We start from the raw sequence: 15772 nt of genomic DNA, 5'->3' as shown, positions 1-15772 counted from the left end.
GCGTCGAGCGCGTGCTGGTGCTTGAGCACCGCCACTCTCACTTCGAAGAATTCATCCAGGTTGCTGCAGACGATGGCAAGGTAGCGCAGCCGTTCGAGCAGCGGCACCGCTGGGTCCTGCGCCTGGGCCAGTACGCGGAAGTTGAACTCCAGTGCCGCCAGCTCGCGATTGAGGTAAAGCGCGGGAGCATCGAGTGCCGGGGCGGCGGGTGTACGCGATCGTGGCATGGGTTGACGGTGGCCTGGCGATCCGTCGAGGATGAAAGATGCGGCGGAGGCTTGCAAGGGACGGCGCGAAATCGCGCCGGGCCATGGCTTTAGCTGGCCAGGCTTTCTTCGCCGCCGGGCGCCAGCAGCCGCTCGGCACCGAAGATCGCCGAGAACGTGGAGCCCTTGCCCGGTTCGCTTTCGATCTGCAGGCGGGCATGGTGCAGGTTCAGCACGTGCTTGACGATGGACAGGCCCAGCCCCGTACCGCCGCTATCGCGCGAGCGGCTCGACGACACGCGGTAGAACCGCTCGGTCAGCCGCGCCAGGTGGGTGGCCGGGATGCCGTAGCCTGAATCGGCCACGGAGAAGATCACCCCGGCGGCATGCGGCTCGAAGCGGATGTCGATGCGCCCGCCGGTGGGCGTGTAACGCACCGCATTGCTCACCAGGTTGGAGAACGCGCTGTGCAGGTCTTTCGATGAGCCGAGCAGGTCGCTCGCGGCGGTATGGGTGAGGGTGATCCGGTGCCTGCCCTGGCTCAGTGCCTCGGCCTCACGGCGCAGGGTGGCCAGCAGGGGCTCGATCGTTACGCGCTCGTCGGCGATGCGTTCCTGGGTTTCCAGGCGCGAGAGGGTGAGCAGGTCTTCGACGATCTGGCCCATGCGGCGCGACTGCACGCGCATTTCGCCCAACACCGGCGCGAGTTCCGGCACGTCTTCAGGATCGAGCAGTTCAAGATAGCCGTGGATGACCGTCAGTGGCGTGCGCAGTTCGTGCGAGACGTTGGCGACGAAGTCGCGGCGGATCTGCTCCAGGCGGGTCATGTGGCTGATATCGCGCACCAGCAACAGGCGCTGGCGGCTGCCGAACGGCAGCAGCGTGGCGGAGATATGCCGGTTCGCGTGGCCCGGGGCGGCGACATCGTTCAGCGGCTCGCGCCCTCCGTCGATCAGCCACTTGGCAAGATCGGTCGTCTGCAGGCACTCGCTGAGTATGCGGCCGCGGTCAGTGGGCCGGCGCAGGCCCAGGAGGTCTTCGGCGGCGTGGTTGAACCAACGCACATGCTGGGACTGGTCCATCAGCACGACCGCGTCGGGCAGGCTGCCGGCAGCACTGCGCAGGTCGCGCAGTTGGGAAGCAATACGGCGGGAGCGTGTCATCAGACGGTCATGCCTGGGATCGGTCGTTTGGCGAGGCGTGGCCATGATGGGATCGGTTCGATGACGGATCGAAGACAGCAGTGCGACGAATTGCGACAACGCGACGATGCCCGTGCCAACCAGCGCATTTCCCGTCGCCCAGCCCGCCAGCCCACCGGCCACTACGCCGGCGGCGGCCAGCAGAAGTGCCCGGCCAGAATGTGGGTGAAGGCGCATCGGTGCTCCAGTGGACGACATCAAGCCGTCACCATAGCTTGGACCGCACGCCTTTTGTCAGGGGCTGGCCGAAAACCGGTAGCCGGCGCCGCGCACGGTCTGCACCATGTCGTCCAGCTTCCAGGGTTCCAGTGTCTTGCGCAGGCGGCGGATGTGGACATCGACGGTGCGTTCTTCCACGTAGACGCTGCCGCCCCACACGTGGTCGAGCAACTGGGCGCGCGAGTACACGCGCTCAGGATGGGTCATGAAGAAGAACAGCAGGCGGTATTCGGTAGGGCCGATCGGTACCGGTTCCTCGGCGGCGTACACGCGGTGCGCCGGGCCGTCGATGCGCAGGCCGCCGATCTCCACCATGCCGGTGCCATCGTCACCCTGGCTGCGGCGAAGCACCGCCTTGATCCGCGCGACCAGCTCGCGCGTGGAGAAGGGCTTGATGACGTAGTCGTCCACCCCGGCTTCCAGCCCGTTCACCCGGTCCATTTCCTCGCCGCGCGCGGTGAGCATGATGATCGGGATCTCGCGGCTGAGTTCTTCCTTGCGGAGGCGCCGGGCCAGTTCCAGGCCGCTCATGCCCGGCAACATCCAGTCGAGCAGGATGAGGTCGGGCACGCGCTCGGAGATGGCCATCTGCGCCGCTCGCGCATCGGCGGCATGGACAGCGTCCATACCGGCCTTGCGCAGGGCGAAGGCGACCATGTCGCGTATCGAGGCTTCGTCTTCGACGATCAGGATGCGCTTATGCACGCGGGAGGCGCCTTAAGTGAAAGGGGGCTGTGACGCGGAGATTGCAGCGGGATTTTGTTACATCAAGATGACATTTACGAAAAATCCGTCCTGATGCTGTCATTGTTTCCCCACCGCTACCGTGCGCTGGCGCCCAGGCAGAAGTTTCCCATGCAGGCCTGGTCGGGCTTTTTGCCGGTTTCGCCCAGCTCCAACTGGTCGCGGCGTCCGTCCGGGTTGTCGTCGGTGGGGATCTTCCGCTTGCGCAGTTCCAGTACGAGGGGCGTGAGGTCGGCGATACGCGCCTGGATCCGCGAGCGCTCGTAGAAATCCAGGTTCGGCCGGTCCAGCAGCCGCTTGTATTGCTCCATGGCGTCGAACGGCCGTCCCGAGAGCGCTGCGGCGTCGGCGTAAGCTTCCTGGCCGCGCACGGTGTCGCCTGCCAGCTCGCTGGCGCGGGCGAACGCGCGGTACACGTCGGCATCGTCGCTGTTGTCCAGCAAGGGCTTGAGCATGGCCGCAGCCTTGCCGCCATCGGCCTTGCCGCCGCCCATCACCAGGGCATTGCCGTAGTCGATCGCCACCGCGCGGTTCCTTGGGCTGCGCTCGTGCAGATCCGCATAGATGTGCAGGGCGTCGGCACGCTGGTCGGCCACGCGCAGGGCGTCGGCCATGGCCAGGCGCAGCACGATGTCGTCGGGTGACTTGGCCAGGAGCGGCTTCAGTTCGGCCTGGGCCTGCTGGGGCCGGCCGCTGCGGGTGAGGGCCAGTGCCAGACCATAGTGGTTGGCCGGGGTATCGAAACCGGGCCGGTCCATGTTCTGTGCATACAGGGTGGCCTGCCGCCCGGCGTCGCCGCTGAGCACGCGGGCGCGTTCACGCATCAGCGCATAGATGCCGGTGTCGCCGTTGCCGTTGCCGCGCCGGATGGTGACGATGCGGGTGGGATCGGTCACGAACGGAATGGGCGCGGTGGACTTTTTCCAGGACGCAGGATCCAGCGTGGCCGTGGCCGGCCGCTGCGCCTGCTGGTCGATCAGCGTCTTGGCGCGGGCCTTGGCATCGCTGATGCGGTTGGCGGTCACCGGATGGCTTTGCAGGAGTTCGGGCAGGCTGTAGATGGATTCACCCTGGCCGGCGCGCATCGCGTCACTCATGCGCTCGAAGAAACTGGCCATCGCGTTGGGATCGTAGCCGGCGTTGGCAAGGGTCTGGATGCCGGTGCGGTCGGCCTCGGTTTCATCGGCGCGGGTGAAGTTGATCTGCTTTTGCATGATCAACCCCTGGCCGCCCATCAGCACGGCGGGCAGGGCGTCGCCGCTATGCGCCCCGGCGCCCGCGGCCAGCGCGCCCAGCAGTACCAGGGCCATCATGGGGCCTGCTTTCTTCGATTCCTCGAACGCGCGTACCAGGTGGTTCTGGGTTATGTGGCCAATTTCGTGGGCCATCACGCCAGCCAGCTCGCTTTCGCTGCGGGTGATGGTGACCAGCCCCGTGTTTACCGCGATGTAACCGCCGGGCAGGGCGAACGCATTGATGTCGTCGTCCTTGACCATGAAGAAGGTGTACTTCTGCTTGGGCTTGGCGCTGGCCGCCACCAACCGGTAGCCGATGTCCTGCAGCCAGCTCTCCAGCAAGGCATCGTCGACCACCAGGCCCAGGGCGCGCATCTGGCGCATCTGCTGGTTGCCGTAGTCGTCCTGTTCCTGGGGGCTTACCAGGGCATCGGCGGAACTTCCAAGCTCCGGCAGGCGCACGTCGTCCTGGGCACTGGCAAGGCAGGTGATGCCCGCGGCAAGCAGGGTGGCGAAGAGGCGGGCGAATCCCTTTTTCATGGCCGGAACATTAGCACTGGGCAACCCCTTTGGACCTTTCCACGGGCTGTCCAGTTCCCGCCCCGGGCTATTGCCCGGGGCCCGTTTGCCCCTATCTTTGCGCCATAGCCTTCACTGGAACCTGTATGAGCCAGCCCGACATCACCATCTACTCAACCGCCGTCTGCCCCTATTGCGTGGCGGCGAAGAACCTCTTGAAGTCCAAGAGCCTGGAGTGGAAGGAAATTCGCATCGATACCGACCCCGCCCAGAGGGACGACATGCTGGCCCGCAGCGGCGGCCGCCGTACCGTGCCGCAGATCTTCGTCGGCGAGAACCACGTGGGCGGTTACGACGACCTGGTGGCCGCCGACCGCAGCGGCAAGTTGTCGCAGCTCCTGGGTGCTGCCTGATGTCCGGGAACGAGCGGGTCAAGGAATTCACCGAGTTCCGCGAGCGGATGAACGAGCGCATCCTGGGGCAGGACAACCAGGTGGTACGCCGTTTCTTCGCCCTGGATACCCAGACCTACCGTGCCGGCGCCCTGGACGTGAAAACCAAGGAAATGCTCGGCCTGGTGGCATCGCTGGTGCTGCGTTGCGACGACTGCATCAGCTACCACGTTGCCCAGTGCAAGGAAGCCGGGGTGAATCGCGAGGAGTTCTTCGAGGTGTTCAGCGTGGGCCTGGTGGTGGGTGGTTCCATCGTCATTCCCCACCTGCGCCGCGGCGTGGATTTCCTGGACACGCTGGAGGCTGGCGAAGGCGACGCGGCGGCCTGCGCCGACCACGCTTAAGGGTCGGGCTCCAACGGGGTCCACGTGGCCGTTCCCTTGTGAGATGAGGGCGAAATCGCCGATAATTGGCTGATTTCATTCCCCGGGCAGGCGCCAGACGGCCCCGCCATCTCCAAGGAGTTTCCCCCCATGAGCAAGACGATTGCCGTGATCCCCGGCGACGGTATCGGCCCGGAGATCATGAACGCCACGCTGCGCGTGATCGACGCCCTCGACTGCGGCCTGTCGTATGAGTTCGCCGATGCCGGCGTGGTCGCCCTGGAAAAGCACGGCGACCTGCTGCCCCAGGCCACCATCGACCTCATCGCCAAGCACACCGTGGCGCTGAAGGGCCCCCTCACCACCCCGATCGGTGGTGGTTTCACCTCGATCAACGTCACGCTCCGCCGTCACTTCGACCTCTACGCCAACGTGCGCCCGGCGATCAGTTTCCCCGGCACCAAGGCGCGCTACGAGAACATCGACATCATCACGGTGCGCGAGAACACCGAGGGCGCGTACCTGGCCGAAGGCCAGACGCTCTCCGAAGACGGCCAGGTGGCGCAGTCGATCATTCGCAACACCCGCAAGGGTTCCGAGCGCATCGTGCGCTATGCCTTTGAAATGGCGCGCAGCAAGGGCCGCAAGAAGATCACGGCCGTGCACAAGGCCAACATCATGAAGACGTCGTCGGGCCTGTTCCTGAACGTCGCGCGTGAAGTAGCCAAGGAATACGCCGACATCGAGTTCAACGAGATGATCGTGGACAACACCTGCATGCAGCTGGTGATGAACCCGTACCAGTTCGACGTGATCGTCACCACCAACCTGTTCGGTGACATCCTGTCCGACCTTTGCGCCGGCCTCGTCGGCGGCCTTGGCCTTGCCCCGGGTGCGAACATTGGCAAGGACGCGGCCATCTTCGAGGCCGTGCACGGTTCGGCGCCGGACATTGCCGGCAAGAACATCGCCAACCCCTGCGCACTGCTGCTGGCCGCAGCGGACATGCTCGACCACCTGGACATGGTGGCCAAGGGCGCGCGCGTCCGCCAGGCCATCCGCGACACGATGGAAGCGCGCGACCGCGTCACGCCGGACATCGGAGGCACGGGCAGCACGGAAACCTTTGCCGACGCGATTGTCGAGCGCATTCGCGCCACGGCGTAATCCAGCCGCGGGTAAATGGTTGGGGGTCAGAGTTATAACTCTGACCCCGTCCCCGCTCTGACCCCGTCCCCGCTGGCGGCGTAATTTTCTGCGGCCAGCGCCCTGTGGCGTCGACGTACATGACTTAGGACCCCCGCAGGGAACGCTCGCGGCGAGTTACTCTCATGGCCTTGCCAACAGGTTCGGGGTCCCATGAAGCGCATCCTTTCCGCCGCCACCGCGGCCATCGTCCTGGCCGGTGCCGCGCAGGCACAGACCGCAACCTACGATCCGCGCGAGGCCTTCGCGCCCTTCATCTATCCGAACCCGCCTGGTGAGACGCGTTCGCCCGCCGGCGTGCCGGGGCATGCGTTCTGGCAGAACCGCGCCGATTACCAGATCCACGCCGCGCTCGATCCGGTGGCCAACACGCTCGATGGCAAGGTCGCCATCGACTACACCAACAACAGTCCCGAGGCGCTCGACGTGCTCTGGCTGCAGGTGGAACAGAACCGCTTCCGCGAGGACGCCCGCGGGAATTTCACCTCGGGGCGCGCCACCCGGCAGCACACCGACGGCTACCGCTTCACTTCGGTGAAGGTGGATGACGGTCACGGCGCGAAGGACGTCAAGTACATCATCGCCGATACCCGCATGCAGCTGGTGCTTCCCGAGGCGCTGAAGGCGCGTGGCGGCAAGCTCAAGATCCTCATCGATTACAACTACGTGTTGCCAGGCAACTTCGGCGGGCGCACGGGCTTCGACCCCAGCAAGAACGGCAACATCTACGAGATGGCGCAGTGGTACCCGCGCATGGCGGTGTACGACGACCTGCGCGGATGGGACACCGCGCCCTACCTCAACAGCGAGTTTTATCTCGAGTACGGGAATTTCGACTACTTCGTCACTGTTCCCTGGAACATGATCGTCGCCGGTTCAGGCGAGCTGCAGAACCCGGAGGAAGTACTTACCGCCGCCCAGCGTGAACGCCTGGCCAAGGCGAAGCAGAGCGATGCGACGGTGATGATCCGCACGCCAGAGGAGGTGACCCAGCCATCAAGCCGTCCGAAGCAGTCGGGTACGCTCACCTGGCATTTCAAGATGGCCAATTCCCGCGACGTCGCCTTCGGAGCCTCCACCGCCTACGTGTGGGACGCCGCGCGCATCAACCTGCCGCAAGGCAAGACAGCGCTGGCCATGAGCGTGTATCCGGTAGAGAGCGCCACCCCGGCACTGTGGGGCCGCAGCACCGAATTCATGAAATCGTCGGTGGAGTACTTCTCGCGCCAGTGGTACCCGTATCCGTATCCCGTGGCGATCAACGAGGGTGGCTCGGCGGCCAGCGGCATGGAATACCCCGGCATCGTCTTCGATCCGATGAAGGCGCCGGCCAAGCCGCTGCAGATGGTCACCGCGCACGAGATCGGCCACACATGGTTCCCGATGATCGTGGGCAGCAACGAGCGCCGCGATGCATGGATGGACGAGGGTTTCAACACGTTCATCGATGTCTACGAGGCCGACAACTTCAACCACGGGGAATTTGCACCCAAGCGCGACAGCGAATACGCGCCCAAGGGTGGGAACCCCGTGGATGAGATCCTGCCGCTGTTGGCGGACAAGGAAGCCCCGCCGCTGCTAATGGGCGCGGACATGGTCAAGGAGAAGTACCGCCACCCGGCCACGTACTTCAAGGCAGCACTGGGCCTGGTGTTGCTGCGCGAGGAAATTATCGGGCCTGCGCGTTTCGACCCGGCTTTCCGCAAGTACATTGCCGCATGGGCCTATAAGCATCCCTCGCCGTCGGATTTCTTCCGCCTGATGGAAAGCGAGACGGGCGAAGACCTCGGCTGGTTCTGGCGTGGCTGGTTCGAGCAGAACTGGCAGCTGGACCTGGCCGTGACCGGCATCGACGCGGGCAAGCATTCGGTGGGCATTGCCAATAACGACAAGCTGGTGATGCCCTCCACGCTGAAGGTGGACTTCACCGACGGCAGCAGCACCTCGATACGCGTGCCGGTGGAAACCTGGCAGCAGCATGTGACGTTCGATGTGCTGGTGCCCGGCGACAAGCCCATCCGCAGCGCCACCATCGATCCGGACCACAAGCTGCCCGACCGCGACCGCTCCAACAACGTGTTCCCGGCACGCTGATGAACGCCGCCGACCGTATTGAACTGCCTGGGGGATAGGCGGCCTTTTCGTGGTGCTTGGCCTGGTGTTCATTGCCGTCGACCGGGCATTGCCCTCCAAGGCGTGACAGGCGCTAACGCTTGTGGTCGATGTGCGTGACCTTGCCGTCGCGTATGTCGATGATGATGGTCCGGTTGCCTTCAATGAATTGCAGGCGCGAACCCTGGTACTGGGTTCGCGTTGCCTTGATGGCCGAGCGCGCTGCCGGCTTGCCCGCGACGGCCAACACCTTGGCCTCGGTATCGCCCACCACGATCAGGGCCGATCCAAACCGGACACTTTGCGCGGCATTGGCCACCGTGGGTACGGCGCTGCCCAGGAGCAACGCCAGGATAAGCATTCTTGCCAGGTGCACGGACGCATTCCTTCGTCATGGGAGGACGGATATCCCATCATGCCGTTGACCGTGTTGCCGTCGGCTTTCGCTGTTGTGTCGTGTCGGTTTATGCATTCAGTTGGTGGCCGGTTCCGCCCAGGGGTCGTAGCTGCCGAACCACCAGATGTGGCCTTCGGGGTCGGCCGCGGCATACCCGGCGCCGCCATAGGGCTTTTCCTCATACTCATCGACGATGCGCGCGCCGGCGGCCTTGGCGTGCTCGTAATGGGCACGGCAGTCGATCACCGTGACGCAGGCGCACTGCGTCTCCCGGCCGTCGATGTCATCGGGCTGTACCGACATCCGGCTATAGGGCGAATCGTCCTTGCGCACGGAGCCGAGCATGATCATGCCGTCGCCATAGGTAAGCTGGGCATGCATCACGCTGCCGTCGTCTCCCTCGTACACGGCATGGCGCTTGAAGTCGAAGGCCTTGCAGAGGAAATCGATGGCGGCATGGGCATCGCGGTAGCGCAGGCCGGGAATAATGGTGCTGGGCATGGTCGTCTCCTGATGGGATGGCTCAAGGCTAGCCGGGAATCGAAGTGGGCTCTTGTAGATTTTCCCGGTCAGTCCAGCGGTACGTGGCGTGAGTGGGGGCCGCGGCGGCGAAGATATTCGCCCGGCGTCATGCCGGCGAAGTGCCGGAATTCATGGACGAGATGGGACTGGTCCGCGTAGCCGCCATCGATGGCGACGGTTGCCCACTCGAACGCTTGCCCTGTGCCGATCGCATCGATCACGCCATGGAAGCGGCGCAGCCGTGCATAGCGTTTGGGCGTGAGCCCGACCTGGCGTCGGAACAGCAACCCCAGACGCTGCGACGACAGCCCGGTCGCCCGGACAATGTCGCCGATGCGCGCTAGCGCCGGGTCCAGGTCAAGCATGCCCGCGGCAGCCTGGACCGCAGAATCCAGTTGCACGCGGCCTAATCGCGACTCCAGCCAGGATTGCACCAGCGCCACGCGCGTGGCGGGGGAAGTTTCATGCAACAGGCGCTCGCGCAGCGCAACGACTTTGGGCCCTGCTACCGCATCGAGCGGGATGTCCCGGTCGGCCAGGGCATCAAGGTCGGTGCCGAACAGGGGCCATGCACCGCCAGGGCGGAAATTCACCCCCATCACCCGTACCTGCTCGGCCGTGTCGATGACGAAGCTGCGTGTGAAGGGCCCGGAGATCACGCTGCCGGGAAGACGCGCGCAGGGGCCGTCCTCGCTGGCGTAAAGACGTGTTTCATCCTCGGCAAGGTTGATGATCAGCGAAGCGGTGGGCAGCGGCAGGATGCGGTCGAAGGAGTGCCCCGGGGCCGGGAGATCCCAGTCCCAGATCGCCTCGACCAGCGCGGCAAGCGGCGGCGGTGGGGTGATGCGAAGGAAACCCATGGGCACGCATGTCCTGTGGACGGCTTCTTGAGCCAGAGAATACCCCGCCGGGCTTCCCGGGGCAGTTACAATGGCACCAATGTTCCGCTGGTTCGAATCCCTGATCGACATCTTCCGCGAGGCGCCCGACCAGGTGCCGCCGAAGACCGTCGTGCGCTTCTATGCATACTACCTGCGCCAGGTATGGAAGATATTTGCTGCAGCGCTGGTGCTGGGCCTGCTGGTGGCCTTCGTGGAAGTGGCGCTGTTCGACTTCCTCGGCCGCATCGTCGACATGGCGGGCAAGACCCCGGCAAAAGATTTCTTCCGCATCCACGGCCGCGCCCTGGCGTGGATGGCGTTGGTGACGCTGGTACTGCGGCCGCTCTTCATCTTCCTGCACGACCTGCTGGTCAACCAGACGCTCACGCCGGGCTTCACCAACATGATGCGCTGGCAGCACCATCGCTACGTGCTCAAGCAAAGCCTGGGTTTCTTCCAGAATGACTTCGCCGGCCGCATCGCCCAGCGCATCCTGCAGACGGGCGCTTCGCTGCGCACCTCGGCAGTGCAGGTGGTCGACGCCATCTGGTATGTCACGGTTTACGCAGGCACCGCCATCTACCTGTTCGCCCGCGCCGACGTGTGGCTTGCGATCCCGCTGGTGGTATGGATCGCCTTCTATGTGGCCATGCTGCGATTTTTCGTACCACGGGTGAAGGAGCGTTCCTGGCGTGCGTCGGAGGCCCGGTCGAAGCTGATGGGGCGCATCGTCGACGGTTACAGCAACGTGCTGACGCTCAAGCTGTTCGCCCACACCCATCGCGAGGAAGGCTACGCGAAGGAAGCCCTGGACGAACTCACCGGCAAGATCCGGCGCTCCTCGCGCATGGTCACCTCGATGGATGCATCCATCACCACGCTCAATGGTTTCCTGATCGCCGCCACCACGGGCCTGGCCTTGTGGCTGTGGGTACGTGGCGCGGTATCGGTAGGCGAGGTGGCGCTGGCGGTGGGCCTGGTGATCCGCATCAACAACATGTCCGGCTGGATCATGTGGGTGGTCAACGGCATCTTCGAGGACGTCGGCACGGTGCAGGACGGCATCACCACCATCGCGCAGGAGCGCACCGTGGTCGATCGCGCGGACGCTGTGCCGCTGCACGTCACCCAGGGTGGCATCCGCTTCGACCGCGTTAGCTTCCACTATGGCAAGCAGGGCGGCGTCATCGAAGGCCTCGACCTGGATATCCGGCCCGGCGAGAAAATCGGCCTGGTGGGCCCTTCCGGCGCCGGCAAGTCGACCACGGTGAACGTGCTGCTGCGCCTGTACGACCTGGAAAGCGGGCATATCCTCATCGATGGCCAGGATATCGCGCGCGTCGAGCAGGAAAGCCTGCGCTCACAGATCGGCGTGGTGACCCAGGACACCTCGCTGCTGCACCGATCCATCCGCGACAACATCCTTTACGGCCGCCCCGACGCCACCGAAGCACAACTGCGCGAGGCCGTGCGCAAGGCGCGCGCCGATGAATTCATCCCCAATTTGAATGATGGCGAAGGCCGCACCGGGTACGACGCGCACGTCGGCGAGCGTGGCGTGAAACTGTCCGGCGGCCAGCGCCAGCGCATCGCCATCGCCCGCGTGCTGCTGAAGGACGCGCCGATCCTCGTGCTCGACGAAGCTACATCAGCCCTCGATTCCGAAGCGGAGGCGGCGATCCAGGAGAGCCTGGAAACGCTGATGGAAGGCAAGACGGTGATCGCCATCGCCCATCGCCTGTCCACCATCGCGCGCATGGATCGCCTGATCGTGATGGAGCAGGGCAAGGTGGTGGAAACCGGCACCCATGCCGAGCTGGTGGAAAGCGGTGGTTTGTATGCACGCCTGTGGGCGCACCAGACCGGCGGGTTCGTCGGGGTGGAGTGACCCCTCGTCAGTTGAATGCCCGCACGTGGCCCGATGCGATGGCCCGGAAACCTTCTGAAACCATGTCATTCGACGCCACAGCCGCCCAGAAGGCGCGCGCGGCGTCGATGGTCCAGTGATGGCCGTCGGGGGCTGGACGGAAGCCGCGGTCGATGATCTCGCCCTGGCTGGTGGGGCGATAAACCATCGGCAGCATGTCATAGAGGGGCGCCAGGGCGAACGGCGCCCGTTGGCCGAGCCACAGCGAGAGATTGCCCAGGTGCATGTCGCTGTTGCCGATCAGGTTGCCGAATCGTTGCAACTCGACCATGCGCCGGTGAGTGGCTTCATCCAGTAGTTGCTCGGCCAATAGCAGGTCCGCGGCGTCGGACCAGCGCGTCGATGCACAGCCCAATGAGGTGGCAAGGGAAAACAGTGAGGCGAGGGCGCGCCGACCACGTTCGCCGACTCGGTCGAAGCGAACCGATTCAAGGAAGGTGCGATTGCCCGCCTGGACGATGCACGTGTCGGCGGTCACCACGCCGGCCGCGCGCAGGCAGGTGTTGGCAAGGTGTTCGCAAACGAGCAGGTCCGACCAGCGTTGGCCGGACGGCGTGTCGGTAGGCGGTGAGAACTTCACCAGCATGTGCTGGGAGCTGCCGTCGGGCATGGTCAGTGCCATGCCGAACTTCGGCTGTTTTCCCGCTGCCGATGATCCCACGGGCTCGCCCTCCAGGGCCCGTTGCGCGGCTGCCATGTAAGCGCTCGCACGGTCGTTCCGCGGCGTGTGGATCCGCGGGCGATAGAGGCCGAAGCGCACTGCGGGTGGTTCACCCAGCAGGAAGTTTCCCGAAATGTCGTCGCCGGCAATGATGGCGCCGACCAGGGTGTCGTCATCGCCCCATGCCTGAGTGTCGGCGGGAAGTCCGCCCAGCAGATGAGCGCAATGCAAGGCGTAGGCGCGGCCCATGAAGCCTTGGGGACGCATGGCATCGAGGTACCAGGGCAGACCGTCGAAGATGCCGCGATCGCTGCCTGTTTGCAGGAGGAATTGCCATGGGCTGGCGGCATCGACGAACCAGCGATCTCCATGGAGGGCGTGCAGTGTTCCAGCGGTTGCCAGGCGGCCAGCCTCGTCGACCAGGTGAATAGGCCAATGCCGCCCGAAGCCTCGGACTTCGCGGGTTGCCACGTAGCGGGTGGCGCGGGCGGCGCCAAGCCGCAGGAGTGCCTCGCCCGCGTCACCAATCAGACGGACGGCCGAAGCGGGGCTCACGCCAAAGGCGTCGACAACTTGCGCGCTGGTGATAAAGGCGCGCTTCCGGGCGAATTCGGAAACAGTAGACGGGGTGTTCATGCGCTAAACATAACACGATTTATGATTCGATTTTTAGATAAAAATATGATCTAAAGCAATTAGTTATATCACACAACGATTCTATATTTGATTGGATATTGGTTCAATTATACCTGTCGTTCGATCCACGCCATAAAGGCCAGCGCCGCAGGGCTGGGCGCCCGGTGTGCCGAATGCACCACGTAATACGCATAACGCGCCGGCATCTCAGGGCCCGGCAAGGCCACCAGGCTGCCATCGGCCAGGTGGCTCGCTGCCAGGCGGCTTCGCGCCAGGATGACGCCCAGGCCATGGCTGGCGGCGATCAAGCCGTCGCTCGAATCGTTGATGGTATGGATGCGCGGCGAGCGGGGCGGCCTAAGGCCTGCGGCGCGGAACCACTCGCGCCAACCCTCCGGGGCGATGTCGATCACCAGCGGCAGGTTGGCGACGTCCGCCGGTGTCTTCACGGTTGCAGCGACCGCGGGCGAGGCCATGGCCTGGAGGGTTTCATCCATCAGGAAGCGCGATACCAGCCCCTGCCACTGGCCCATGCCGTAGCGGATGCCGAGGTCGGGGCCGCCCTCGTCGAATCGCACCAGGGTGCGGTCGGTATCGATGGCCACGTGGATCTCCGGGTGCGCCGCCACGAAGGCGGCGATGCGTGGCATCAGCCAGCGGCTGGAGAACGAGGGCAGGGCCGTGATGCGCAGGGTGCTGTCACGGCGGTGGCGGCGCAGGCCATCGAGCACGCCGTCGATGTCGGCCAGGGCAGAGCCCGTGGCATCGGCCAGAAGGCGCCCCTCGGGCGTGAGTGCCACGCCGCGCGCGTGGCGCTGGAACAGCGAGACGCCCAGGGTGGCCTCGAGCTTGCGCACATGATGGCTAACGGCACTGGCCGTCAGGTGCAGCTCCTCCGCAGCATGGGCAAAATTCTGGTGGCGCGCCGCGGAGGCAAACGCCGCCAGGGCAGGCAACAGGGCTGAGCGCATCGGGAATTCCTCCAGCCACAAATCATACGCGTGTGTGGAACAAGAATCTTGCGCTTGTCTGCGCCTCTGTATTTGCGAAAATGGCCCATAGCCACAAGTGAGCTTCGTCATGACCACGGCTGCCCCCAGCGTCCCTGCTGTTCCTTCCGCCCTCGACGCCCCGGCGCGCGACTGGCGCACTCCGGTTGAACTCACCCTGCTTGGCGCGATCTGGGGCGGCTCGTTCCTGTTCATGCGCATCGCCGCCAACGACTTCGGGCCGTTCCCGCTGGTGCTCACGCGCCTGGTGCTGGGTGCGGCGATCCTGTTGCCCTTCCTTTGGAAGGTGCGCAGCCGCATCACCCTGGCCCACGTGGGCAAGTTGTTCATCGCCGGATTGATCAGCGCCGCGGCGCCGTTTGCCCTGTTCGCCTGGGGTGCCGAGCGGGCACCCGCAGGCATTGGCGCCATCGCCAACAGCGCGACGGTGCTGTTCTCCTCGCTGGTTGCCTTCGTTGCCTTCGGCGAAAAGATCGGCCCGCGCAAGGCACTGGCACTGCTGGTGGGGTTCTCCGGCGTCGTCGTGCTGGCCAGTGGCCGCACGGCGGGCGACAACGTGGCGCCGGCGGCACTGGCCGGTGCGGCGGCTTCGTTCTGTTATGGCCTGGGCGGCAACATCGTCAAGCGTTACCTCAGCGACCTGCCACCCATCGCGGTGGCCGCCGGTACCCTGTTGTGCGCGGCCATCCTGACCGCACCCCTGGCGATCGCAACATGGCCTTCCGCGCCTATCCCGATGCACTCCTGGGCCTGCGCGGCCGCGCTGGGCATTCTCAGCACAGGCCTCGCCTACGCCTTCTACTTCCGCCTGATCCAGCGCATCGGTGCGCCGCGCGCCTCGGTGGCCACCTACCTGGTGCCGCTGTTCGGTGTTGCCTGGGCCTGGTTGTTCCTGGGCGAGGCGCTTACAGTCACCATGGCAGTAGCCGGCGTGGTGATCCTGGGCAGCGTGCTCTTCAGCCAGAAGCGCGGGTAAACCTTCGGCGCATGGCGCCGATCATCCGGTCACGTCTATAGTGGCGCCCTTTGTAGTCAAAGGGGACGCCCGTATGATTCGCCACCGCCTTGCCGCGCACGTTGCAGCCGCGCTTGCCTTTGCCTTTCCGCTGGCTTCGTTCGCCTTCCAGGCAGCCCCGGCAGCGTCCTCATCCGTGGCAACGCCAGCGGCAGCCACGCGTCCCGCCCAGCTTGCCGATTTCGACGCCTACGTGGACAACGTGCGCAAGACATTCGACGTCCCGGGCATTGGCGTGGCCATCATCAAGGACGGCCAGGTGGTGCTGGAGCAGGGCTCAGGCGTACGCAAGATGGGCTCGCCAGCGCCGGTGGATGCGCACACCATGTTCGCCATCGCATCGAACACCAAGGCTTTCACGTCAGCGGCGCTGTCGATCCTTGCCGATGAGAAAAAGATCGACATGAACGACCGCGTGGTGGACCGCCTGCCGTGGTTCCAGATGTCCGACCCCTACGTGACGCGTGAGATGCGCATCCGCGACCTGCTGGCGCATCGCAGCGGC

General features: G+C 65.1%; 15 protein-coding genes and 1 pseudogene. 7 read left to right on the top strand and 9 right to left on the bottom strand.

Annotated elements, in window-relative coordinates; translation table 11 throughout:
- The 4 genes and pseudogenes from VK519_RS14010 to VK519_RS13995 form a co-directional block, all read right to left on the bottom strand.
- Positions 1-227, bottom strand: a pseudogene (locus VK519_RS14010) (polyphosphate kinase 1); the annotation flags it as partial.
- Positions 228-316: 89 nt separating this feature from the next.
- Positions 317-1585 (bottom strand): phosphate regulon sensor histidine kinase PhoR, encoded by a 1269-nt coding sequence (phoR, locus tag VK519_RS14005; protein ID WP_324350759.1) that lies wholly within the window; start codon positions 1583-1585, stop codon positions 317-319.
- A gap of 57 nt (positions 1586-1642) precedes the next feature.
- On the bottom strand, positions 1643-2332 hold the full coding sequence (gene phoB / locus VK519_RS14000) for a phosphate regulon transcriptional regulator PhoB (protein WP_250623743.1): 690 nt from the start codon (positions 2330-2332) through the stop codon (positions 1643-1645).
- A 116-nt stretch (positions 2333-2448) separates the two neighbouring features.
- Complete coding sequence (locus VK519_RS13995) at positions 2449-4146, bottom strand: M48 family metalloprotease (protein WP_324350757.1); 1698 nt, start codon at positions 4144-4146, stop codon at positions 2449-2451.
- A 125-nt stretch (positions 4147-4271) separates the two neighbouring features.
- Between VK519_RS13995 and grxC the strand changes: the two genes are divergently transcribed.
- From grxC to VK519_RS13975, 4 genes are all read left to right on the top strand, one after another.
- Positions 4272-4538: a glutaredoxin 3 gene (grxC, locus tag VK519_RS13990; RefSeq protein WP_324350756.1), complete on the top strand. Its 267-nt coding sequence runs from the start codon at positions 4272-4274 to the stop codon at positions 4536-4538.
- Positions 4538-4921 (top strand): carboxymuconolactone decarboxylase family protein, encoded by a 384-nt coding sequence (locus VK519_RS13985; protein WP_324350754.1) that lies wholly within the window; start codon positions 4538-4540, stop codon positions 4919-4921. The genes grxC and VK519_RS13985 overlap by 1 nt, the downstream gene beginning before the upstream one ends.
- 129 nt (positions 4922-5050) lie before the next feature.
- The gene (locus VK519_RS13980; protein WP_324350753.1) at positions 5051-6067 is read left to right on the top strand and encodes an isocitrate dehydrogenase; all 1017 of its coding nucleotides are present in this window, start codon (positions 5051-5053) and stop codon (positions 6065-6067) included.
- Between the two features lie 192 nt (positions 6068-6259).
- Complete coding sequence (locus tag VK519_RS13975; protein WP_324350752.1) at positions 6260-8200, top strand: M1 family metallopeptidase; 1941 nt, start codon at positions 6260-6262, stop codon at positions 8198-8200.
- A gap of 112 nt (positions 8201-8312) precedes the next feature.
- On the opposite strand, the gene VK519_RS13970 is transcribed toward VK519_RS13975, so the two are convergent.
- The 3 genes from VK519_RS13970 to VK519_RS13960 all read right to left on the bottom strand — a co-directional run bounded on the left by VK519_RS13970 (position 8313) and on the right by VK519_RS13960 (position 9997).
- Entirely contained in the window at positions 8313-8594 is a 282-nt protein-coding gene (locus VK519_RS13970; RefSeq protein WP_324350751.1) for a DUF2845 domain-containing protein, read from the bottom strand.
- Between the two features lie 96 nt (positions 8595-8690).
- Positions 8691-9116, bottom strand: coding sequence for a VOC family protein (locus tag VK519_RS13965; protein ID WP_324350749.1), 426 nt, complete (start codon positions 9114-9116; stop codon positions 8691-8693).
- Positions 9117-9184: 68 nt separating this feature from the next.
- On the bottom strand, positions 9185-9997 hold the full coding sequence (locus tag VK519_RS13960; protein WP_324350748.1) for an AraC family transcriptional regulator: 813 nt from the start codon (positions 9995-9997) through the stop codon (positions 9185-9187).
- Positions 9998-10076: 79 nt separating this feature from the next.
- On the opposite strand from VK519_RS13960, the gene VK519_RS13955 reads away from it, so the two are divergent.
- On the top strand, positions 10077-11906 hold the full coding sequence (locus tag VK519_RS13955) for an ABC transporter ATP-binding protein (protein WP_324350747.1): 1830 nt from the start codon (positions 10077-10079) through the stop codon (positions 11904-11906).
- Between the two features lie 7 nt (positions 11907-11913).
- Here VK519_RS13955 and yjjJ read toward each other — a convergent pair whose 3' ends face one another.
- Positions 11914-13242 (bottom strand): type II toxin-antitoxin system HipA family toxin YjjJ, encoded by a 1329-nt coding sequence (gene yjjJ / locus VK519_RS13950; protein ID WP_324350746.1) that lies wholly within the window; start codon positions 13240-13242, stop codon positions 11914-11916.
- Between the two features lie 107 nt (positions 13243-13349).
- On the bottom strand, positions 13350-14213 hold the full coding sequence (locus VK519_RS13945) for a LysR substrate-binding domain-containing protein (protein WP_324350744.1): 864 nt from the start codon (positions 14211-14213) through the stop codon (positions 13350-13352).
- 109 nt (positions 14214-14322) lie between these two features.
- Between VK519_RS13945 and VK519_RS13940 the strand changes: the two genes are divergently transcribed.
- Together VK519_RS13940 and VK519_RS13935 are read left to right on the top strand one after the other, a co-directional pair.
- The gene (locus tag VK519_RS13940) at positions 14323-15228 is read left to right on the top strand and encodes a DMT family transporter (RefSeq protein WP_324350743.1); all 906 of its coding nucleotides are present in this window, start codon (positions 14323-14325) and stop codon (positions 15226-15228) included.
- A gap of 73 nt (positions 15229-15301) precedes the next feature.
- The coding region (locus tag VK519_RS13935) for a serine hydrolase domain-containing protein (protein WP_324350742.1) at positions 15302-15772 on the top strand (471 nt) is incomplete at its 3' end.

Source organism: Pinirhizobacter sp. (assembly GCF_035317885.1).
In the GTDB taxonomy this organism is placed as follows: Bacteria; Pseudomonadota; Gammaproteobacteria; order Xanthomonadales; family Rhodanobacteraceae; genus Pinirhizobacter.
Note: the sequence above shows the minus strand (reverse complement) of the source record. Positions and strands in the feature narration are given on the sequence as shown.